This is a genomic window from Winogradskyella pacifica, assembly GCF_003386275.1.
Taxonomy (GTDB): domain Bacteria; phylum Bacteroidota; class Bacteroidia; order Flavobacteriales; family Flavobacteriaceae; genus Winogradskyella; species Winogradskyella pacifica.
In genome coordinates this window covers 622,671-643,605 of sequence record NZ_QREI01000001.1, presented here as the reverse complement: position 1 = coordinate 643,605, position 20,935 = coordinate 622,671, and the positions used below count along the sequence as shown (strand labels likewise).

Below are 20,935 nucleotides of genomic sequence, written 5' to 3'. Positions count from 1 at the left end.
ATTCTAAACTATTCTAAGTATCTTTGCGTTTAGAATTAATCTTAATAAGAAAAAACGCGAGTCTTTATTCTAGTCTCCATTTTCTTAAGTCTTTAAACGATATGAAATTAATAAAACAAGATATACTTAACGCGCTTAAAACTATTACAGCACCTGGTGAAGGTGAAAATATGGTAGATAGTGGAGCGGTAACTAATGTTGTGACGTTTGCAGATGAAGTCATTGTAGACATCACCATAAGAAACCCAAGTCTTCAAGCACGTAAAAAGACAGAAGTTGAAATTTTGCAAACAATACACAAGCTAGTGTACGAAAAAGCAAAGATAAAAGTCAATATAAAAGTTGATGCACCAGCAACATCTGCAAAAAACGAGATTAAAGGAAAGTCAATTCCAGGTATTCAGAATATTGTGGCAGTTGCGTCTGGTAAAGGTGGAGTAGGTAAATCTACAGTAACCGCAAACTTGGCTGTGACTTTAGCAAAGATGGGATTTAAAGTTGGTATTTTAGATGCTGATATCTACGGACCGTCAATTCCGATTATGTTCGATGTGGCTAACGAACGTCCACTATCTGTAACTATTGATGGAAAATCTAAGATGAAACCTGTAGAGAATTACGGAGTAAAAGTATTATCTATCGGATTTTTTACAAAACCAGATCAAGCCGTTATTTGGAGAGGGCCAATGGCTTCTAAAGCTTTAAACCAAATGATATTTGATGCGGCTTGGGGAGAATTAGACTTTATGTTAATTGATTTACCTCCAGGAACAGGAGATATTCACTTAAGTATTATGCAAGCTTTGCCTATCACAGGAGCTGTTGTGGTGAGTACACCTCAAAATGTAGCTTTAGCAGATGCTAAAAAAGGAGTGGCGATGTTTCAGCAAGATAGTATCAATGTACCTGTTTTAGGTATTATAGAAAATATGGCCTACTTTACACCTGCGGAGCTTCCAGAAAATAAATACTATATTTTTGGAAAAGAAGGAGCTAAGCATTTAGCGGAAGATTTAAATGTGCCGTTTTTAGGTGAAGTACCATTGGTTCAAAGTATAAGAGAAGCTGGTGATTTAGGACGACCAGCAGCAATGCAAACAGGAACTCCGATTGAAGCCGCTTTTGAAGCAATTACAAGAGATGTTGTTCAGCAGGTGGTAGATCGTAATGACGCATTACCAGCTACGGAAGCGATAAAAATTACAACAATGGCAGGTTGCTCTGCTGTTAAAAAAAATTAAATGAGCACAGAAGAACTTAGATTAAACGTAGAAAAAGCATTGGATGAAATCCGTCCGTTTCTACAAAGTGATGGAGGCGATATTAATTTATTATCTATTGACGATGGTAAGTTTGTAAAAGTACAACTTGTAGGTGCTTGCACATCGTGTAGCGTTAATCAGATGACCTTAAAATCTGGTGTAGAGATGACTATTAAAAAATATGCTCCACAAATCGAAAAAGTTATTAATGTTGAAAAATAATGTGACATTTATCACATTCTGATTAAAACGACATTAGTAGTTTTGTATTCAATTTTACATTCATGATTACAACAGATATACTTATTATTGGCGCTGGTCCAACTGGGCTTTTTACGGTTTTTGAAGCTGGACTTTTAAAATTAAAATGCCATTTAATTGATGCCTTACCACAACAAGGTGGTCAATGTACAGAGCTCTATCCTAAAAAACCAATTTATGATATTCCGGCATACCCAGAGATTTTAGCTGGTGATTTAACGGATAAGTTAATGGAGCAGTGTAAGCAGTTCGAACCAGGGTTTACTTTAGGAGAACGTGCCGAAACTATAGAAAAACAAGAGGACGGTACGTTTATCGTTACCACCAATAAAGGTACAAAACATCAAGCTCCAGTAGTTGCAATTGCAGGTGGATTAGGAAGTTTTGAACCTCGTAAACCTTTAATCCATAATATAGCTGATTTTGAAGATAAAGGTGTGGAGTACATGATTAAGGAACCTGAAATGTATCGCGGTAAAAATGTGGTGATTGCAGGAGGTGGAGATTCAGCCTTAGATTGGAGTATCTTTTTAAGTGATGTCGCTAAAAGTGTGACTTTAATTCATAGACGAAACGAATTTAGAGGGCATTTAGATTCTGTTGAAAAAGTACAAGAATTAAAGAATAAAGGAAAAATAAACCTTATTACACCAGCCGAAGTTATAGGCATTGTTGGTGATGATAAAGTGAAAGCTATAGTTGTAAAACAAGCGCAACATATTGAAAAAGAATTTGAAGTAAAATGTGATCATTTTATTCCATTGTTTGGATTGTCTCCTAAACTAGGACCCATTGCAAATTGGGGACTTGAGATAGAAAAGAATGCCATTAAGGTTGATAATTCATTAGACTATCAAACTAATATTCCTGGTATTTTTGCTATTGGAGACGTTAATACGTATCCAGGGAAACTAAAATTAATTCTTTGTGGTTTTCACGAAGCTACATTAATGTGTCAGTCTGCTTATAAAATTGTTAATCCAGGAAAACGTTATGTATTAAAATACACCACAGTTGCTGGAGTTGATGGTTTTGATGGCTCTAGAAAAGAAGCGCCTAAGGCAGTTGTTAAAGCTTTTGATTAATGTAAAATAGACTTAACAGGTCTTAAAAGAGAATGTTTCCGCATTCTTGGAAACTGATTATGGAACAAGATATAAATATTACCATTATAGATAGAGAAGGAGTTAAACATCAAATTGAAGCTCCGACAGATATGGCCATGAACTTAATGGAGATCGTTCGTTCTTACGAGCTAGCGCCAGAAGGCACCATAGGAATCTGTGGAGGTATGGCTATGTGTGCATCTTGTCAATGTTACGTATTAAGCGAAACCGAATTACCAGAAATGCAAGATGATGAAGAAGCCATGCTCTCTGAGGCCTTTGATGTTAAAGATAATTCGCGTTTAGGTTGCCAAATTCAAATGACACCAGAAATGGAAGGTTTGGAAGTGGAGTTAGCGCCTGAGTCTTAAACAAATTCCTGCGAAGGCAGGAATCTCTTAAAGAGTATCAAAAATCCAAAGGCACATTTCTAAAAGTTCCATAAGTTTTTATTTTATAATAATCAGTTTGGTTAGTCTCTTACTAGATTAGTTCTTCTACAAAACTTAAAGCTTGTTTAAATCGATTAGATTTATGAAGTATGTTTCCTTTACTATTTACAACTAAATAAGTCGGAAATAATTGTATTTCTAAATCTTTATAAAGTGTTTCATCAAAACCAAACTGGTTATAATTAATCCAATTATATTGATGTGTTTTTAAATAAGTCTCCCATTTGCTTTTACTTCTGTCAATAGACATTCCAATAACCTCAATTTTTTTATTCTTTTTAGTATCAATATATTCTGCAATAACTTCATGTTCTTTTATACAAGGAGCACATTCTAAATACCAAAAATCTAGAATATAAATTTTCTCTTCTTCTAATGTTATGCTTATTTGTTTTCCATCTGAAGTGTTGAATTTATATTTTGAAAAATCAATGGTTTTTAAGTATTGACTTTTGGCTTGAAATGTTTCGAGATTATTTTCTTTTCCGAAATTAAAATTGATCTTAAAATCTTGCTTAATGGGGAATAATAAGATGAGTAGAAAAAGTGTAAAGTTGTTTTAGTGTCAAAATTATAAATTTTTAGTTTTTTCAAATTCAAATTCAAATTCAAATTCAAATTCAAATTCAAATTCAATCCGTCCTATAATCGCTTAATCTCGTAGGCCCTTCCAATAGAAACCGATCAATTTTTAAGTTGCCATCTTCAGACGATACAATTTGCCACTTGATTAGTGAAATTGATCCATTTTCAATTTCCAAACCCGTAATGCTTCTTGGATGTACACAGCTACCATCATTAAAATAAGCAATATCTCCTGGTTCAGGAAAACGTGGTCGATGTGTATGTCCAACGATGGTGATTAAGTTGTTGTTTTCAATAATCCATCGTTTAGTCCGACGTTCTATTTTAATAAGTTCGGTATAGTTCTTGGCAGGACTTGTGGGGTCTGCAATTCCCATAACATTCAGTGGTTTCCATAACATACGAACCATAAACCGGCTCCATTTCCAAAAGGTATAATTCCACCAATCGGCTTGGTGACCATGGGTTAAAAATAATTGTTGTTTGGTGTCTGTATGTTCTAAAGTAATGCCTTCATGATATTGTATGCCACAAAATAAATCTTCGTCATTGCCTGTTTTTGGATCAAAAAAAGTAGATAAATGTTTTTCTACATATTTTGGATCGCGATACACCATATCATGGTTACCCCAAATCATGTGTAAGCGGTCTTCATCATGAAATTGTTTCATCAGCATGTACACATTTTTATGGGCATAAAAAATGCTTTCAAATGTGATGTTTTCCCATAGTTCATCACCGTCACCAAGTTCGCAATAGCTAAATCCTTCCATATAGTAGTGCCGTAAAGCATGAAAGTAAATGTTGCGATTATTGGCAAAATCATCCGCAAAACTATTATCTCCGCGGTGGCAGTCGCTAAATAAAATATATTTGGAAGTATCGTTAAACTTAAGCCGTTTGGCGTTCTTGTATGCGCGATCTAATCTTGTTTTTGAAGACATCTAATTTTTATGTTCGACTAATTTAAACAAAAAATGCTCCTCAATAATGAGAAGCATTTTTTAATTTTTCGTTTTGCTATGTTTCGAAACGTATTCTTTCGAATTTAATAGTAAAATGTTGCTTAGCGACTATTTAAAAGCGTTTAAACCTGTGACGTCCAAGCCTGTAATTAATAAATGAATATCGTGAGTACCTTCATAAGTTACTACACTTTCAAGGTTCATCATGTGTCTCATAATAGAGTATTCACCACTAATTCCCATGCCACCTAACATTTGTCTTGCATCGCGAGCAATAGTTAAAGCCATATCTACATTATTTCGTTTTGCCATAGATATTTGTGCAGAGGTTGCTGTACCGTTTTCACGCATTACACCAAGTCTCCAAGCTAATAATTGCGCTTTTGTGATTTCGGTAATCATCTCAGCTAATTTCTTTTGTTGTAGTTGAAATTGTCCAATCGGCTTTCCAAATTGCATACGTTCTTTACTGTAACGTAAGGCTGTATCGTAGCAGTCCATTGCTGCACCAATCGCTCCCCAAGCAATACCAAAACGTGCCGAATCTAAACAACCTAATGGTGCTCCTAATCCAGATTTGTTTGGTAATAAATTTTCTTTAGGCACTTTTACATTATCAAAAATAAGTTCACCAGTTGCAGAAGCTCTTAGTGACCATTTGTTATGTGTCTCTGGTGTAGAGAAACCTTCCATACCACGTTCTACGATTAAACCGTGAATACGACCGCTTTCATCTTTTGCCCATACGACAGCAACATTACAAAAAGGTGAATTACTAATCCACATCTTTGCTCCGTTTAAAAGGTAATGGTCTCCCATGTCTTTAAAATTGGTTACCATGCCCGCTGGATTAGAACCATGATCTGGTTCTGTTAAACCAAAAGAGCCAATCCATTCGCCAGAAGCTAATTTTGGTAAGTATTTTTGGCGTTGCTCCTCGTTACCATATTTCCAAATAGGATACATTACTAAAGACGATTGCACAGATGCTGTACTACGTACACCTGAATCTCCACGTTCAATTTCTTGCATTATTAAACCATAAGAGATTTGGTCTAATCCGGCTCCTCCATATTCTTCAGGAATATAGGGGCCAAAAGCTCCTATTTCGGCCAAACCATTAATGATTTGTTTTGGGAATTCTGCTTTTTGAGCATACTCCTCAATTATAGGTGAGACATCGCGCTTTACCCATGCTCTTGCTGCATCACGCACTAACTTGTGTTCTTCTGTGAGTAATTCATCAAGATTATAATAATCTGGTGCTTCGAATAAATCTGGTTTCATGGAATTAGATTTTATAGAGATTAAAAATTAGAGGTGATTGCTGTGCTAAAATTACGGATAAAAAATACGTTTCAATAAGCATAAATAATGAGGTCTCCTCCTATTGTTATATTTAGTTTAAATGAATTACAAAAATAGCGAATACGATTGCGGTTAACAATTTAATGTGTGTTTTTTAGAAGTGGTAAATGCTAAAAATTATATTGAAAATTAGAAATAGGAGTAAAATTCAATCGTGTTAAGATCATCACTGTCAGTCTGTTTTTTTTAATAAGTAAGCCCACGCTTCCATGCCTTTGGTATGGTCGAATATTACTTTTAAAACTCCAATTAATGGTAAAGATATAACTGCTCCAACAACTCCCCATAATGCAGAGAATAAAATGATTCCGAAAATAGTAATGAAGGGATTTAAATTGATTTCATCGCCAATAATCCAAGGGGTTAGTACATAATTTTCTACGAGTTGAGTTACGGAAATAACACCAATAACAATTAAGGCAGGCGTTGACCCAGCATAGAGATAGGAAAGCGCTACAGCAATTCCACCACCAATTAAATTACCAACATATGGAATAATTGAAAACAGTGATGCAAATAGAGCTAAAAATAAGGCATAAGGCACAGAGCCAAATAAGAAGCCAATATAATAAATGATAAATAAGAACACCATTATTTTTCCTTTACCAACGAAGTAATTTTTAATGGTTTGAGCTGATTTTCTTAATAATGAACTTATCGCGGCCTCATTTGAAAATTGTTTTTTAAAAAATGTTATAAACTGCTTTTTTTGCATCAAAAAAAGGATAATATAGACAAATATGATAAGGGATTGCGATAATAGACTCATAAGTGAAGCTAAGAAAGTACTAATTAAACCTTCCGCTTTTTCAACCAGTTTTTTGTTACCTTCTATATAATCTTTATAATCCCAATTTAATTGGTTGTTTGCCCATTGCGATAATGAATTTAATTTTTCATTTGCCTTGTCTTTAATAGTTGGCCAATCTTCTGCCATGGTATTTATTTGGGAATTTAAAAGCCAAAAAATCAATAAAAAAAACAGTAACATAAATAAAACTGCTAAGGCAATAGAAAGCCAATTTGGCAATCCCCAACTTTTGAGTTTTTGAACTGGTATATCGAGTAAAATAGCAATGATGGCAGCAACTAATAAAGGAAGTATAAGGTCTTTTCCGTAGAAAAATAAAGCTAAAAGACCTCCTGTAAGTAAAAGTGTTTTTATTAAATTATTCGCGGAAATTTCTATTTTTGGAGTACTCACGTCAGGTATTTTTGAAAATTAGATATCTTAAAAATACATCAAAATTTTATAATCAAAAGATTTTTATTTGATATGAAATGAATAGGGGCGTTGCTAGATAAAAATTAATAGAAGGGAGGACGCTATTTATATCTAAAGTTTTATACGCTCTGATTTTAGCGTATACTAGATTTATGCTTTTTACATTTTTAAATAAAAATCTTTGGTGAGATTAATATAATCTTCTGTGTAGTGATGACGTTCGGTTTCTATAATTAATTCTGAAATTTTAATGGGACATTCTGAGTAAGAGAATTCGATGAGACTTCTTTTAATATCCGATTTTTCATTTCCTCTGACTCTCAGGATGCGATTAGGGAAAAGATCAATGAGACTTGCTTCTTCAATATACTTTTGTTCGTCTTTATATGGAAGAACGATAGAAAACTTACCCTTTTCAGATAAAAAATTTATAACAGCAAAAATAATATGTTCCAATGGCATGGCATCACTAAAGCGAGCTAAGTCTCTAGCACTGTCTTTTGTTTTGTAATCTTCTGTGTAAAATGGAGGGTTACAAATAATAAGATCAAACTTTTCATCCACAGCTTCGATATATTCTAATAGAGAGGCATGGAAGCAAAACAAACGGTCTGCCCAAGGTGAGTTTTCAAAATTCTCTACGCATTGTTCAAAGGCATCATCATCTATTTCTATGGCTTCAATTTGATCTGCATGACTTCTTTGCGCAATCATTAGACTTAGGATGCCTGTACCAGAACCAATATCTAAAACATTATACGGATTATGCTCAACAGAAGTCCAAGCGCCAAGTAGCACTCCGTCTGTGCCAATTTTCATAGCACAACGCTCTTGATGGACTGTAAATTCTTTGAATTTGAAAGGCTTCATAAAAAATTCCAAAATTTAAATTACAAAATCCAAAACGGATTATGATTTGTTAATAATTGCAGATAATATTTTTCGAAGTTGCTCAGCTTCATTTATAAGGTTAACTAGTTCTTTGTCATCGGAGTTTAAGTCTCGTAATAGTTTTAACCATAAAACAGATTCTTTAGCTTCCTTTCTCGAAATTTTCAATCTAAACTTAAAGTCTTTATCTCCAAGTTTTTCATTTGCTTCAATATAGTTGGCAGCAACAGATCCAGATGATTTTACTAATTGTTTTCCATCTTCAATGTTTGAAATGGTTCGTTTCAGTTCTTTAACTTTGAATCTACAATCACGGGCAAACAAGTAAGTTCTTTCTTCTAAGTCGTAAATTTTACCACCTGCCATAATCGTATCCTTTGGAATTTGCTATTTTTAATTTGGGATTTACTCTATATAAAGATCTATCAATCCTTCGGGTGTATTTACCTCTATTGTTTTATTTTCCCGATCTACCTTAACTATAAATTCATCATTCATAGGAATTAAGATTTCAATGCCATCTCTATCTATTTCGAATAACGACTGGGCCGTGGTATCATTAATACTTTGAAGAATACCTACCTCTCCAAAATTGGTGTCTTTAATTGTGAAACCTATAACTTCATGAAAATAAAATTTATCACCTTCAAGTTTAGGAAGCAAATCTAAAGGCAAGTATAATTCGGTTTTTATTAAAGAATCAGCATCAGCTTCAGTATCGACGTCTTCAAATTTTAAACGTAGTAAATCCGATTTGTGTAATTGTGATGATTCCACAAAGAAAGGCACTAAGTTTCCTCTCAGATCTATAAATATAGCATCTAAATTATCATACAAATCAGGCTCGTCTGTATCTAGCTTCGCGAGAAGTTCGCCTTTAAAGCTGTATTTTGATACAATTTTCCCTAAATAAAAACACTCTTCTTTTTTCATGACAAATTTATTTGTCTTCCTGAACTAGTTTCAGGATCTCAGTTAGTAATAATAAGGTTTTTCTTTATGACGAAATGTGTTTAAAAACCTATGGTATTCAAAATAATATACAATTTCACATAAAAAAACCCAGACTAAAATAGTCTGGGTTAAAAGTATAAAAAATAATTTTTTTATTCTTCTTCGTTAGCTGCTGTTTCTTCAGTTGCAACATCTTCTGCTACTTCTTCTTCAACAACTGGCGCTGCTGCAGCAATACGTGCTTCGTTTACAGCTTTTTCAGCTTCTAATGCTTTAGCTTTCGCATCTGCATCAGCTTTAGATAAACCATCAGTTTTTGCTTCAACTTTAGCTGCTTTTTCTTCTAACCAAGCGTTGAATTTTGATTCTGCTTGCTCTTCAGTTAATGCACCTTTTCTAACTCCACCAGCTAAATGATTTTTTAGCATTGCTCCTTTATAAGATAAAATAGCTTTTGCAGTGTCAGTTGGTTGTGCACCATTTTGTAACCATTGTACAGCTCCGTCAACATTTAATTCAATAGTTGCAGGATTTGTGTTTGGATTGTAAGCACCTAATTTTTCTAGGTATTTACCATCTCTTTTAGCGCGAGAATCCGCTGCTACGATCCAGTAATAAGGTTTTCCTTTTTTACCGTGTCTTTGTAATCTAATTTTTACAGGCATAATAATTAATTAATGAGGTTCTCGACCTCTGTTATTAATGAGGGCGCAAAGATACTATAATTTTTTAATCTGCAGCGGTTTAATTTGTTTTAAACGAGCGCTAAGTGTACTTTAACTAAAAGAAAAAGTGGAGTTATGCTCATTATTAAAAATTATTATACTTTTGACATTGTTGTTTCGTTATATTTGGAGCACAGACAAAAGCCTTTTTTAAATGAAGAAAAAACTAATCCTCTTATCTCTTATTTTTTTAACAGCATTCAGTTGTGGTGACGAAGTACAGTTTAATACGCCTGCTTTTCAAGGTGATCGTGAAAATGAACTGTGGAGAGCTAAGGCTTTCTCAGCTAGTATTGACGCATTTGGGTTTTTAACCATTACAGGAATTAACAACTCTGAAACTGTAAAACTGATTGTTCCTTCTGTAATTGAGTCAGCCTTTGTTGTGGGTGATATAGATATTGTTGAAGCACAATATAGTGATGGTTTTGGTGCAACCTATTCTACGACCAATAAACCAGATGAAAGTGTTTCAATCTACCCTGAACTTGGTGAGATTATCATTGAGGAAATAGATGTGGTAAACAGAACTTTTACAGGAACTTATCGATTTTTAGCTTTTGATGCCTCTGGATTAAATTCCGTTGGGTTTACCAATGGTATTTTTTATAAAGTGCCTTTGATCTCTGGTGAATTTCCAACAAACCCTATAACGTGTATAGATGTAGAAATAGTTTCTGATGTTGCATTGTTGGCTTTTGAAAACACATTTTCTTCTGATTTAGAATTTGTAAATAGTGCGGCTTATTTAGCGGCATGTAGTGCTTATTCTGAAGCTTTAATAAATCAACGTGTCTATTGTGGTGATACCGATGGCGCTTTACAAGATATAATAGATAGTTTAGCTGACTGCCAAATATCTTGCGAAATTGCTACTGCAAATGTTGTAGAAGCTAATTCACAATATACAACGGCAACTATTGGTAATTATAATGAAAAGTGTGCACAGTTTATCCTTTACTTACAAGAACAAATAGAAATTTGTGGTGATGCTGATGGTAGTATTCAATTGCAAATAGATAATTTAGATTGTGGTGATGCCGACGGAGATGGTGTGCCTGATGCGTATGAAGATTTTAATAGTAATGGTGATCTTGAGGATGATGACACGGATAATGATGGAATTCCAAATTATTTAGATAATGATGATGATGGTGATGGTATATTAACTCAATATGAAGCTAAAGATGCAGACGGAAATCCTATTGATACTGATGGTGATGGTGATGTGGATTATTTAGATAATGATGATGACGGAGATACAATATTGACTATAAATGAAAATGCAGATCCAAATGGTGATGGTAATCCTGATGATGCTGTTGATACCGATGGTGATGGAGTGCCAGATTATTTACAAGCATAAATTAAACGATATATAAGACTATTAAAGCGTTACTCATTATGAGTGACGCTTTTTTTGTTAAAGACTTATAAGTCTTTGTTAAAGAGGTTAAATTTTGCAGTGTTTCCTATCATTTCTGTTATATTAATTATGGTTGTGAAACAATACGCAACCTAAAAGAACTTATTGAAATCTTAAATGAACAAGATATAATGAAGTATACAGAAGAAATTTCAAATAAATTAAACGAATTATTGATTAAGAATTACGACGCCGAAAAAGGCTATTTAAATGCTATTGACAATGTGGATAGTAAACGATTAGAAATGTTTTTTAAACGTAGAGCCTCAGAACGCAGTGAATTTGCAAAGGAATTAAGAACTGAGATATTGCAGTATGGTGAGATTCCAGAAGATTCAGGCAGTTTTAAAGGTGCAATGCACAGAAATTGGATGAGTTTAAAGTCTGCATTTAGTTCTAATAACGAAGAGACTATTTTAGAAGAGGCTATTAAAGGGGAAGAAGCGAGTTTAGAGGTTTATAACGATTTAATTAAGGAACGTAATTTGCCGCCAAGTATTGACGCCTTGTTGTTAAAGCATAAAAATGCTATCCAAGCCGCAATTAATTCAGAGAAAGTACAAGAGGAGTTAATATCGTAATTAATTTAAAATAAAGATTGAAGTCAGCTTTTAAAGCTGGCTTTTTTTATGTTCAAAACTCTTTGTAATTTCACTTTAGAAAAGTTCAAATTCTATGTAATTTTATAAGCTAACTTTTTGAAGACTAAAATTGTAGTTTTTGCTGATTATAAGTGTTTTACGCTTTGATGTCCTTGCAGTAAAAACACACCATTTAATAATAAACGACAGAACAACGCATGTACTTAATATTCGATACCGAAACCACAGGATTACCAAAACGCTGGGATGCACCAATTACCGATACTGATAATTGGCCAAGATGTATTCAGATTGCTTGGCAATTGCATGACGGTATGGGGAATTGTATTGAACACGAAGACTATTTGGTAAAACCAGAAGGCTTTAATATTCCGTATGATGCCGAAAAAATTCATGGTATTTCAACAGGATTAGCGCAAGAACAAGGTGTGCCACTTTCTGAAGTTTTAGAAAAATTTAATGCGGCTTTGGCTAAAACGAAATTCGTTGTTGGTCAGAATGTAAAGTTCGATTTAAATATTATGGGAGCGGAGTTTGTGCGCGAAAACGTCACAAATCCACTTCAAGAATTACCAGTTTTAGATACTTGTACAGAACATACCGCAAGTTTGTGTCAGTTGCCAGGTGGACGTTACGGGAAGTTTAAATTGCCAACTTTAACAGAATTACATCAGTACTTATTTAATAAGCCATTTTCTGAAGCTCATAATGCTACAGCCGATGTGGAAGCAACGACACGTTGTTTTTTAGAATTAATAAGACGTAAACAATACACCAAAGAGCAGTTAGATGTAGAGCCAGAATATTTTGAGAATTTCACTCAAGAAAACCCTGCGGAAGTTCAGCTTATCGGTTTAAAACACATTAATCTAAAAAAAGAAAGTGCTAAGATTAATGCGCGCCTTCAAAAGGAACAAGCGGTACCTATAACCATCGATAAAGAAGCGGCATCGCAAATTAAAGATGTTGATTTTGCACATTTACATAACCATTCACAGTATTCCATTCTTCAATCGACGATTAGCGTTAAAGATTTAGTGGCTGCAGCTGCCAGAGAAAATATGCCGGCCGTCGCGATGACGGATCACGGAAATATGATGGGAGCATTTCACTTTGTGACTGCGGTTTCTAATCATAATAAAGGCGTAAAAGCACAACACAAACAAGCAGAAGAAGCCGGATTAGAAAAGAAAGGTAAAATCATGAAACCAATTATCGGTTGTGAGTTTTTTGTGTGCGAAAATCACGCAGATAAAACCAGAAAAGATAATGGGTATCAAATTGTGTTAATGGCCAAGAATAAAAAAGGCTATCACAATTTAGCAAAATTATCATCTGCGGCCTTTACGGATGGTTTTTATTATGTGCCAAGAGTTGATAAAAAACTGATTGAACAGTACAAAGAAGATTTAATCTGCTTAACCGGAAACCTGTATGGTGAAGTACCAAGTAAGGTTTTAAATGTTGGTGAAAATCAAGCGGAAGAAGCCTTATTGTGGTGGAAAGAAACGTTTCAAGATGATTTATATATTGAAATAATGCGTCATAACCAAGAGGATGAAAATCGGGTGAATCCGGTATTAATTCAATTGGCAAAAAAGCATGATGTTAAATTGGTCGCTACCAATAATACCTATTACGTCGATCAAGAAAATGCCAATGCGCACGATATTTTATTATGTGTAAAAGATGGTGAAAAACAGGCGACGCCAATTGGTCGTGGTCGTGGTTATCGTTACGGTTTACCAAATCAGGAATATTACTTTAAGTCTTCAGCAGAAATGAAAGCACTCTTTAAGGATGTGCCAGAAGCAATTGTAAATATTCAAGAAGTAGTCGATAAGATTGAGCCTTACGAATTAGCGCGAGCGGTATTATTGCCTGCGTTTGATATTCCTGAAGAATTTAAATTTGAAGAAGATATAGCCGATAGCGGTAAACGTGGAGAAAATGCATTTTTAAGACATTTAACCTACAAAGGTGCCAAAATACGTTATGGTGAGATTACACCAGCTATTGAAGAGCGTCTCGATTTTGAGTTGAGCGTTATTGAAAAAACGGGTTATCCAGGTTACTTCCTAATTGTAGAAGATTTTATTCGCGAAGCTAGAAAAATGGATGTCTCCGTTGGTCCTGGTCGTGGATCTGCGGCAGGTTCGGTGGTTGCCTATTGTTTATGGATTACCAATATTGATCCGATTAAGTACGATTTACTTTTTGAGCGTTTCTTAAATCCAGATCGTGTAAGTATGCCCGATATTGATATCGATTTTGATGATGAAGGTCGAGGTCGCGTCATGCAATATGTAATTGATAAATACGGTTCTAACCAAGTAGCGCAGATTATTACTTACGGAACCATGGCTGCAAAATCCTCCATTAGAGATACCGCCAGAGTTTTAGATTTACCACTTAATGAAGCCGATCATATTGCGAAGTTAATTCCGTTGATGTCCAAACTAGGTAAGATTTTTGGACTTTCGGAAAAAGAATTAGCAAGTAAATTTAGAGCTGAAGATTTAGAGAAAATTAATGAATTACTCAATATTTCTGATGGTGATGATTTACAAGCCGAAACCATCAACCAAGCACGGATTTTAGAAGGTTCGGTCCGTAATACAGGAATTCACGCTTGTGGTGTTATTATCACGCCAGGAGATATTACCAATTATGTGCCTGTTGCGCTGGCGAAGGATTCCGATTTATATGTCACCCAATTTGATAACTCTGTTGTAGAAGATGCAGGGCTGTTAAAGATGGATTTCTTGGGATTAAAAACCTTAACCTTAATTAAGGATACGGTTAAACTTGTAAAAGCCAAGCACGATATTTTACTCGATCCGGAGAATTTTCCGTTAGATGATGTGCCAACGTACGAGTTATTCCAGCGTGGAGAAACGGTTGGTGTGTTTCAGTATGAATCGCCTGGAATGCAAAAACACATGAAGAATCTTAAACCTACGGTTTTTGATGATTTAATTGCCATGAACGCCTTGTATCGTCCTGGTCCGATGGAATATATTCCAAGTTTCATTGCGCGTAAACATGGTGATGAAGAGATTGTGTACGATTTACCAGAAATGGAAGAATACCTTAAGGAAACTTACGGAATTACGGTTTACCAAGAGCAAGTAATGCTACTGTCTCAAAAATTGGCTGACTTTACCAAAGGTGAAGCCGATGTCTTGAGAAAAGCAATGGGTAAGAAGCAGATTGCTGTTTTGGATAAGATGAAACCAAAATTCATTGAACAAGCAAGTGCAAAAGGTTTAGACGCTAAAAAGTTAGAAAAAATCTGGAAGGATTGGGAAGCCTTTGCGAGTTACGCCTTTAACAAATCGCACTCCACATGTTATGCGTGGATTGCTTACCAAACGGCCTATTTAAAAGCGCATTACCCAGCAGAATATATGGCTGCGGTATTATCCAATAATATGAATGATATTAAATCCGTAACCTTCTTTATGGAAGAATGTAAACGGATGCGCTTACCGGTTTTAGGACCCGATGTTAATGAAAGTTTTTACAAGTTTTCAGTAAATAAAGATAATGCCGTTCGTTTCGGAATGGGAGCGATAAAAGGTGTTGGTCATGGAGCTGTTCAAACGATTGTAGACAACAGAAAAGAAGATGGACACTATAAATCTATCTTCGATTTTGCCAAACGTATTGATTTGCGTGCTGCCAATAAAAGAGCTTTTGAAGGGTTAGCGAATGCAGGTGGTTTTGATTGTTGGGCAGATACACACCGAGCGCAATACTTTGCAGATGAAGGTGATGGTATTAGCTTTTTAGAAAAAGCAGTTAAGTATGGAGCCAAACATCAGGAAAATGAGAACTCGGCGCAAGTCAGTTTATTTGGTGCGGCAAGTGATGTTCAGATTGCAGAACCTATTGTACCTCCATGTGAAGATTGGGGAACGATGGAGAAATTATCGCGAGAACGTGAAGTGGTTGGGATTTATATTTCTGGTCATCCATTAGATGATTTTAATATTGAAATGAAAACCTTCTGCAACGGAGTGGTGGCGCATTTTAATGATTTGGAAACCATTGTAAATAAGGAAGTTACTTTTGGGGGAGTTGTCACCGATGTGCAACATCGTGTGAGTAAACAAGGAAAAGGTTGGGCTATTTTTACGATTGAAGATTATACCGATAGTTTTGAGTTTCGAATTTTTGGAGAAGATTATCTAAAGTTTAGACACTTCTTTGTGATTAACTCTTTTGTTTATGTCAGAGCTTTTGTGCGCGAAGGTTGGGTAAACAGAGACACAGGTAAAAAAGGGGATCCACGGATTCAGTTTAATAGTTTTCAATTGCTGCATGATGTGATGGATACCTATGCTAAAAAGTTATCCATTCAATTAAACATTAAGGATTTAGAAAGGGAAACAGTTTCTGTGTTGTATGACTTAATAAAATTCCATGAAGGCACTCAAACCTTAAATTTTGTGGTCTATGATAATGCTGAAAAGATAAAAGTACAGATGCCAAGTCGAAAAAATAAAGTTAAGATTTCGCAACAGCTCTTAAATAGTTTGAAGGAGCATGATATAATTTATAAGTTGAATTAGTATATGAAAAAGATAGTTAAGTTAATACCAATTATAGTAATCCTTTTAACTATAGCGCTATGTGTTTCTAATTGGAATTTGATAAGACTAAAATTCGAAGATTTTTCTCACTATTTGTTTCCTGGAGATTCGGATGGTAAAGGTGAGTTGTTTAAAATTATCTTGAGTGTTTTTGGTGCTATTGCTGTCGTATATGGTTTATATATATCACTAAGAAGGGCAAAAGCAATGGAAAGTGGTGTCGAAAAGCAATCTGAATCAATAGATAACCAAAGCAAACAATTAGAGTTGTCTCGTAAATCTCAAATAGATGAGAGATTTAAAAATGCAATTGAACATTTAGGGAGTGATAAAGAACCTATTATTTTGGGCGGTATTGCTGAATTGCATCAAATTGCTAAAGAAAATAAAACAAATTATTCAGAAGTTGTATTTAATATACTTTGCAGTTATATAAAATCAACTGCTGATGTATATACAAAGAAAGCAGATGATATAAATCATAGAGCACTTCAAACGATAGTTAACTATTTATTCAAAAAAAACTCAAACTCTACTTACAATAACTTGGTCGGTAATTTAAGTTATACAAATTTAAACGGATTAGATTTAACAGATTGTAATTTTCAAAATTATAATTTATCATCATGTTATCTTCCAAATTTAAACGGGTCTAATTTAAAGTTAAGTAAATTATCTAATTCTATTTTAAGAACATCTAAACTAATTGATGTAGATTTCTCACAATCAGATTTAATGTTTACGACTTTTCATTATTGCGAAATAAAGAATTCCATATTTAGTGGTTCTGAAATATCTAAAACAGTTTTCTTAGAATGTGAAATTGAAGATGTTGAATTTGATAATGTTAATTTTTTTTATGATGTTAATTTTTCCAGTTCTTATTTGAAAAATATTTCGATTGATAACTGCTCTATCGTTTCTGGTGATTTCTCATGTTCTCATATTGAAAAAATAGCTTTCTCGAAATTAGAATTATTTGGTAGTTGTGATTTTAGAGCTGCAAGTTTTCATGAAGTCATAATAAATAATGTGATTACGTCATCTAAATTTAATGGTGCTAATTATGATATAAATGAGAATCCCCAACTTTATGATAGAAGACTTAAGGCTCGAGTTGGGAAGCCAAGCGAGTTAAACATTGTCGGTGTTCAGTATGGAAAAAATGAAACTGGTATATTAACGGAGGCAGATTGTATGGAAATTGAGCTTAAAATAAAGAATTTAGAAAAATGGGAAATTGCAAAGAACAAAACAAGGAAATAAAAAAGAATTTGTGATTTATGATAATATCGAGAAAATAAGGTTAAGCTGGTCGCAACAACTCTTAAATAGTTTGAAGGAGCATGATATAATTTATAAGTTGAATTAGTATTCGAAATGAACACGAAAATGGAAGATTCTTTTATTATTAAATCAAGAAACTATAAAAGATTATTTAACGAAAAGGTTTTATCTATAAATCTAAATTTCGTTTTTCATGATTCTATTTTCGATTAACACATTAAATTTAAGAAATCTATAGTATTATTTGGAATAATCATTCCAATATAGTTATATTTGCAACGTGAATAAAAAAGAGGCCATATTATCATCTGCACTTATACTGCTTACAGAGAAAGGAGTTCATAATACACCAATGTCTGCTATTGCAAAAGCTGCCGGAACAGGAATGGGAACAATTTATAACTATTTCCCTAACAAAGAGTCCTTAATCAATGAGATTTATGTAAATATAAAGGTCAAAGAAAAATCAGTGTTTTTAGATTTTGATGTAGAGCAACCAATAAAAACACAATTTGAAAATTATCTAAGATCTATTATTGATTTTTTTATTGCGAATCCTGCTTATTTTAAATTTATGGAGCAATTACAAGCGTCTCCAATTATTACTAAAGAAAGTAGAGAAGAAGGAGGGAAATCTGTTGCTCCAGTCTATGAACTATTAGTTAAAGGTCAACAAGAGCGCATTATTAAAGCTATAGAATTAGACGAAATATTAATGTTTATTGGTGGTGCTGTTTTGGCTTATCTAAGATGGTATTTTCACCAGTCAGAAACAAAAACGACATCGCTTAAAAATCAAACACAAATGGTTTGGGACGCCATTAAAGAATAAAAAAATTTATCTAATAATTGGAATGAATATTCATTCCATAAAACAATAATTATGAAAAAAAATGTATTAATTACAGGAACATCAACAGGAGTAGGGTTTGAAGCTTCAATGCTATTTGCTAAGAATAATTATAAGGTTTATGCTACAATGCGAAACCTAAAAAAAGCTGACCAACTCAAAAAGAAAATAGAAGAAGAAAATTTGGATATTGAGTTACTTCCTTTAGATGTCACTAAAATTGACTCCATTGCTTCTGCGGTTGAGACCATTATAGAAAAAGATGGTAAAATAGATGTGCTGGTTAATAATGCAGGAGCCGGATTTGCCAAAACAACTGAACAATCTACAGAAGATGAAATTAGATGGGTGACGGAAGTGAATTATCACGGAGTGGTATTCTGTACACAAGCTGTGCTGCCTTATATGAGAAAACAAAAGAGTGGTCAAATCATAAGTATTACGTCTGTTGGTGGTTTAGTAGGACAGCCATTCAACGAATTGTATTGTGGAGCAAAGTTTGCCGTAGAAGGTTTTATGGAAGGTTTAGCAACTTATGTCAGTGATGCTTTCAATATTAAAATCACTTGTGTAGAACCAGGAGGAATTGCTACAGAATTTATGACGTCTGCCATTGAAAAAACCGCTGTTGAAGGTCAATTTGCAACTGGAGAATACCGACCAATCTTTGAACTATATATGGCAGGAAATCAAAAACGAGCAAATGAAAGTGAAAATCAAGTGTATCAAACAGGAGCTGAGGTTGCAGAAGTGGTTTTAAATGTCGCACAGCATGAACAGCCACCACTGCGAATTAGAACCTCAAAATGGGCTGAAGATTTTTGTGAACTAAAAACGCAAGCCGATCCAGATGGCACTAAGATTGTTAATCAGTTAAAGGCAAGTTTTTTATAAGCAATTCGTATGAAAACAATATACTGGATATCTACAGGCATCATTTCTGCATTTCTATTGTTAAGTTCGTATTCTTATCTATTTAGTAAAAGTACTATTGATGGCATTAAAGCATTGGGTTTTCCTGACTATTTTAGGATAGAGTTGGCAGTACTAAAAGGTATAGCAGCTATTATATTAGTACTGCCATTTGTATCCTCGCAGTTAAAAGAATGGACTTATGCTGGCGTTGGATTATTCCTAGTAACGGCATTAGTTGCACATGTTAAACATAAGGATTCCATCTTTATAATGTTATTGCTCTTTGGTTTAATGGGGATTTTAATAGTTTCAAATATTTATATGCATAAATATCTAAAATAAATACGATGGTAATAATGCATACAAAAATAACGGTTGAGCTATTCAAACGATATTAAATTTTATACATTTATGGTCAAGGCCAAGCCTAAAAATTAGTGCATAATATGTTATTCGAAAATCCATTATTTTTAATTCCATTCAGTAGCGGACTCATTTTTTACGTTGTAGGACTGATAATGTATAAGTTTCCACCAAAGAAAATCAATGGACTCTATGGCTATAGAACAGCAAGTTCTATGAAAAATCAAGTGAGATGGGATTTTGCACAGCTATATGCGGCTAAACAAATGATAAAATATGGACTGCTACTTTCAGTATTTGGATTAGTTGGTTTGGTGTACGAGCCAGCTGAAAGTATTTCTACTATGTTAGGCTTAGGTTTAATGATTTTAATGGTAGTTTTATTAATCGTTAAAGTTGAGAAAAAAATGAAAGAAGAATTTAAAGATACTCAATAAATAAAATAGACAGACTTGTCTGTTTTTGGAATTGTTTTATATATTTGCACCATGAAACATGCCGAAGTAAAAAATAGAATTACAGAAACGGCCTCATTTTTATTTTATAAGAATGGGTATAACTCTACGGGTATAAATCAAATTATCGCAGAAGCAGGCATTGCTAAGGCAACGCTTTACAATCATTTTAAATCTAAAGAGGAGATTTGTTTGGCTTATCTCCAATATAAGAATGTCAATTTTTTAGAAGATTTTGAAAATTTCACGACCTCTAAACCAAAAGGAAAAGATCAGATCCTAGCGATATTCGATTTCCTTCAACTGTTTTATCAGGATAAAGATTTTAATGGGTGTTGGTGTATAAAAACCGTTTCAGAAATACCAAAAGACAATGAGATTATTAGACATGAAATTCAATCTCAGAAAAATAGTTTTATCGCACTTATCGCAAAACTGATCACCAGCAATTTAGAGCAAGTTAAAAGTGAACAAGTAAATTCACTCTCAAGACAAATATATTTACTTTACGAAAGTGCCGTTGGAGAAAGTCACCTACACCAAGAAGATTGGCCTATTGTTGAGTCTAAAAATTTATGTAAAAAAATAATTGCTTAAAAAAATTTGAACTATCAAAGACAGACTTGTCTGTCTAATTTTAATAAT

General features: G+C 33.9%; 21 protein-coding genes. 13 read left to right on the top strand and 8 right to left on the bottom strand.

The window, feature by feature from the left end; genetic code table 11:
* Positions 1-101: 101 nt before the first annotated feature.
* From DFQ09_RS02740 to DFQ09_RS02725, 4 genes are all read left to right on the top strand, one after another.
* Complete coding sequence (locus DFQ09_RS02740) at positions 102-1,241, top strand: Mrp/NBP35 family ATP-binding protein (RefSeq protein WP_115808048.1); 1,140 nt, start codon at positions 102-104, stop codon at positions 1,239-1,241.
* Positions 1,242-1,484, top strand: coding sequence for a NifU family protein (locus DFQ09_RS02735; protein WP_020898203.1), 243 nt, complete (start codon positions 1,242-1,244; stop codon positions 1,482-1,484). It abuts the gene before it with no gap.
* 62 nt (positions 1,485-1,546) lie between these two features.
* On the top strand, positions 1,547-2,608 hold the full coding sequence (locus DFQ09_RS02730; RefSeq protein ID WP_115808047.1) for an NAD(P)/FAD-dependent oxidoreductase: 1,062 nt from the start codon (positions 1,547-1,549) through the stop codon (positions 2,606-2,608).
* A gap of 59 nt (positions 2,609-2,667) precedes the next feature.
* Complete coding sequence (locus DFQ09_RS02725) at positions 2,668-3,000, top strand: 2Fe-2S iron-sulfur cluster-binding family protein (RefSeq protein ID WP_115808046.1); 333 nt, start codon at positions 2,668-2,670, stop codon at positions 2,998-3,000.
* A 112-nt stretch (positions 3,001-3,112) separates the two neighbouring features.
* On the opposite strand, the gene DFQ09_RS19055 is transcribed toward DFQ09_RS02725, so the two are convergent.
* The 8 genes from DFQ09_RS19055 to DFQ09_RS02685 form a co-directional block, all read right to left on the bottom strand.
* Entirely contained in the window at positions 3,113-3,514 is a 402-nt protein-coding gene (locus DFQ09_RS19055) for a TlpA family protein disulfide reductase (RefSeq protein ID WP_262511069.1), read from the bottom strand.
* A 199-nt stretch (positions 3,515-3,713) separates the two neighbouring features.
* Positions 3,714-4,610, bottom strand: coding sequence for a metallophosphoesterase family protein (locus DFQ09_RS02715; protein WP_115808044.1), 897 nt, complete (start codon positions 4,608-4,610; stop codon positions 3,714-3,716).
* Positions 4,611-4,739: 129 nt separating this feature from the next.
* Positions 4,740-5,918, bottom strand: coding sequence for an acyl-CoA dehydrogenase family protein (locus tag DFQ09_RS02710; protein WP_115808043.1), 1,179 nt, complete (start codon positions 5,916-5,918; stop codon positions 4,740-4,742).
* A gap of 253 nt (positions 5,919-6,171) precedes the next feature.
* The gene (locus DFQ09_RS02705; protein ID WP_115808042.1) at positions 6,172-7,203 is read right to left on the bottom strand and encodes an AI-2E family transporter; all 1,032 of its coding nucleotides are present in this window, start codon (positions 7,201-7,203) and stop codon (positions 6,172-6,174) included.
* Between the two features lie 180 nt (positions 7,204-7,383).
* A complete protein-coding gene (locus DFQ09_RS02700; protein ID WP_115808041.1) occupies positions 7,384-8,094 on the bottom strand; it encodes a tRNA1(Val) (adenine(37)-N6)-methyltransferase in 711 nt (236 codons plus the stop codon).
* A gap of 39 nt (positions 8,095-8,133) precedes the next feature.
* Entirely contained in the window at positions 8,134-8,481 is a 348-nt protein-coding gene (locus DFQ09_RS02695) for a four helix bundle protein (RefSeq protein WP_115808040.1), read from the bottom strand.
* 39 nt (positions 8,482-8,520) lie between these two features.
* Positions 8,521-9,048, bottom strand: a complete 528-nt coding sequence (gene rimM / locus DFQ09_RS02690; protein WP_115808039.1) for a ribosome maturation factor RimM — start codon at positions 9,046-9,048, stop codon at positions 8,521-8,523.
* A 173-nt stretch (positions 9,049-9,221) separates the two neighbouring features.
* Positions 9,222-9,734: a 30S ribosomal protein S16 gene (locus DFQ09_RS02685; RefSeq protein ID WP_115808038.1), complete on the bottom strand. Its 513-nt coding sequence runs from the start codon at positions 9,732-9,734 to the stop codon at positions 9,222-9,224.
* A 214-nt stretch (positions 9,735-9,948) separates the two neighbouring features.
* On the opposite strand from DFQ09_RS02685, the gene DFQ09_RS02680 reads away from it, so the two are divergent.
* The 9 genes from DFQ09_RS02680 to DFQ09_RS02640 all read left to right on the top strand — a co-directional run bounded on the left by DFQ09_RS02680 (position 9,949) and on the right by DFQ09_RS02640 (position 20,887).
* Entirely contained in the window at positions 9,949-11,160 is a 1,212-nt protein-coding gene (locus DFQ09_RS02680; RefSeq protein WP_115808037.1) for a DUF6252 family protein, read from the top strand.
* Between the two features lie 191 nt (positions 11,161-11,351).
* Entirely contained in the window at positions 11,352-11,801 is a 450-nt protein-coding gene (locus tag DFQ09_RS02675; RefSeq protein WP_115808036.1) for a ferritin-like domain-containing protein, read from the top strand.
* A gap of 218 nt (positions 11,802-12,019) precedes the next feature.
* The gene (gene dnaE, locus DFQ09_RS02670; RefSeq protein WP_115808035.1) at positions 12,020-16,399 is read left to right on the top strand and encodes a DNA polymerase III subunit alpha; all 4,380 of its coding nucleotides are present in this window, start codon (positions 12,020-12,022) and stop codon (positions 16,397-16,399) included.
* A 3-nt stretch (positions 16,400-16,402) separates the two neighbouring features.
* A complete protein-coding gene (locus tag DFQ09_RS02665; protein WP_115808034.1) occupies positions 16,403-17,686 on the top strand; it encodes a pentapeptide repeat-containing protein in 1,284 nt (427 codons plus the stop codon).
* Between the two features lie 301 nt (positions 17,687-17,987).
* A complete protein-coding gene (locus tag DFQ09_RS02660) occupies positions 17,988-18,539 on the top strand; it encodes a TetR/AcrR family transcriptional regulator (protein WP_115808033.1) in 552 nt (183 codons plus the stop codon).
* A 51-nt stretch (positions 18,540-18,590) separates the two neighbouring features.
* The gene (locus tag DFQ09_RS02655) at positions 18,591-19,451 is read left to right on the top strand and encodes an SDR family oxidoreductase (protein WP_115808032.1); all 861 of its coding nucleotides are present in this window, start codon (positions 18,591-18,593) and stop codon (positions 19,449-19,451) included.
* Between the two features lie 9 nt (positions 19,452-19,460).
* Positions 19,461-19,814 (top strand): DoxX family protein, encoded by a 354-nt coding sequence (locus tag DFQ09_RS02650; RefSeq protein ID WP_115808031.1) that lies wholly within the window; start codon positions 19,461-19,463, stop codon positions 19,812-19,814.
* A gap of 104 nt (positions 19,815-19,918) precedes the next feature.
* Positions 19,919-20,272: an SdpI family protein gene (locus DFQ09_RS02645; RefSeq protein WP_115808030.1), complete on the top strand. Its 354-nt coding sequence runs from the start codon at positions 19,919-19,921 to the stop codon at positions 20,270-20,272.
* Between the two features lie 51 nt (positions 20,273-20,323).
* Positions 20,324-20,887 (top strand): TetR/AcrR family transcriptional regulator, encoded by a 564-nt coding sequence (locus tag DFQ09_RS02640; RefSeq protein ID WP_115808029.1) that lies wholly within the window; start codon positions 20,324-20,326, stop codon positions 20,885-20,887.
* Positions 20,888-20,935 lie beyond the last annotated feature (48 nt).

What these genes read in the sequence shown, in the direction of transcription:
- DFQ09_RS02700 (WP_115808041.1), bottom strand. Translation starts at nt 8,094, where the DNA reads ATGAAGCCTTTCAAATTCAAAGAATTTACAGTCCATCAAGAGCGTTGT.
- dnaE (WP_115808035.1), top strand. Translation starts at nt 12,020, where the DNA reads ATGTACTTAATATTCGATACCGAAACCACAGGATTACCAAAACGCTGG.
- DFQ09_RS02680 (WP_115808037.1), top strand. Translation starts at nt 9,949, where the DNA reads ATGAAGAAAAAACTAATCCTCTTATCTCTTATTTTTTTAACAGCATTC.
- DFQ09_RS02725 (WP_115808046.1), top strand. Translation starts at nt 2,668, where the DNA reads ATGGAACAAGATATAAATATTACCATTATAGATAGAGAAGGAGTTAAA.
- DFQ09_RS02685 (WP_115808038.1), bottom strand. Translation starts at nt 9,734, where the DNA reads ATGCCTGTAAAAATTAGATTACAAAGACACGGTAAAAAAGGAAAACCT.
- rimM (WP_115808039.1), bottom strand. Translation starts at nt 9,048, where the DNA reads ATGAAAAAAGAAGAGTGTTTTTATTTAGGGAAAATTGTATCAAAATAC.
- DFQ09_RS02650 (WP_115808031.1), top strand. Translation starts at nt 19,461, where the DNA reads ATGAAAACAATATACTGGATATCTACAGGCATCATTTCTGCATTTCTA.
- DFQ09_RS02730 (WP_115808047.1), top strand. Translation starts at nt 1,547, where the DNA reads ATGATTACAACAGATATACTTATTATTGGCGCTGGTCCAACTGGGCTT.
- DFQ09_RS02735 (WP_020898203.1), top strand. Translation starts at nt 1,242, where the DNA reads ATGAGCACAGAAGAACTTAGATTAAACGTAGAAAAAGCATTGGATGAA.
- DFQ09_RS02740 (WP_115808048.1), top strand. Translation starts at nt 102, where the DNA reads ATGAAATTAATAAAACAAGATATACTTAACGCGCTTAAAACTATTACA.
- DFQ09_RS02665 (WP_115808034.1), top strand. Translation starts at nt 16,403, where the DNA reads ATGAAAAAGATAGTTAAGTTAATACCAATTATAGTAATCCTTTTAACT.
- DFQ09_RS02640 (WP_115808029.1), top strand. Translation starts at nt 20,324, where the DNA reads ATGAAACATGCCGAAGTAAAAAATAGAATTACAGAAACGGCCTCATTT.
- DFQ09_RS02695 (WP_115808040.1), bottom strand. Translation starts at nt 8,481, where the DNA reads ATGGCAGGTGGTAAAATTTACGACTTAGAAGAAAGAACTTACTTGTTT.
- DFQ09_RS02715 (WP_115808044.1), bottom strand. Translation starts at nt 4,610, where the DNA reads ATGTCTTCAAAAACAAGATTAGATCGCGCATACAAGAACGCCAAACGG.
- DFQ09_RS02655 (WP_115808032.1), top strand. Translation starts at nt 18,591, where the DNA reads ATGAAAAAAAATGTATTAATTACAGGAACATCAACAGGAGTAGGGTTT.
- DFQ09_RS02675 (WP_115808036.1), top strand. Translation starts at nt 11,352, where the DNA reads ATGAAGTATACAGAAGAAATTTCAAATAAATTAAACGAATTATTGATT.
- DFQ09_RS02710 (WP_115808043.1), bottom strand. Translation starts at nt 5,918, where the DNA reads ATGAAACCAGATTTATTCGAAGCACCAGATTATTATAATCTTGATGAA.
- DFQ09_RS02645 (WP_115808030.1), top strand. Translation starts at nt 19,919, where the DNA reads ATGTTATTCGAAAATCCATTATTTTTAATTCCATTCAGTAGCGGACTC.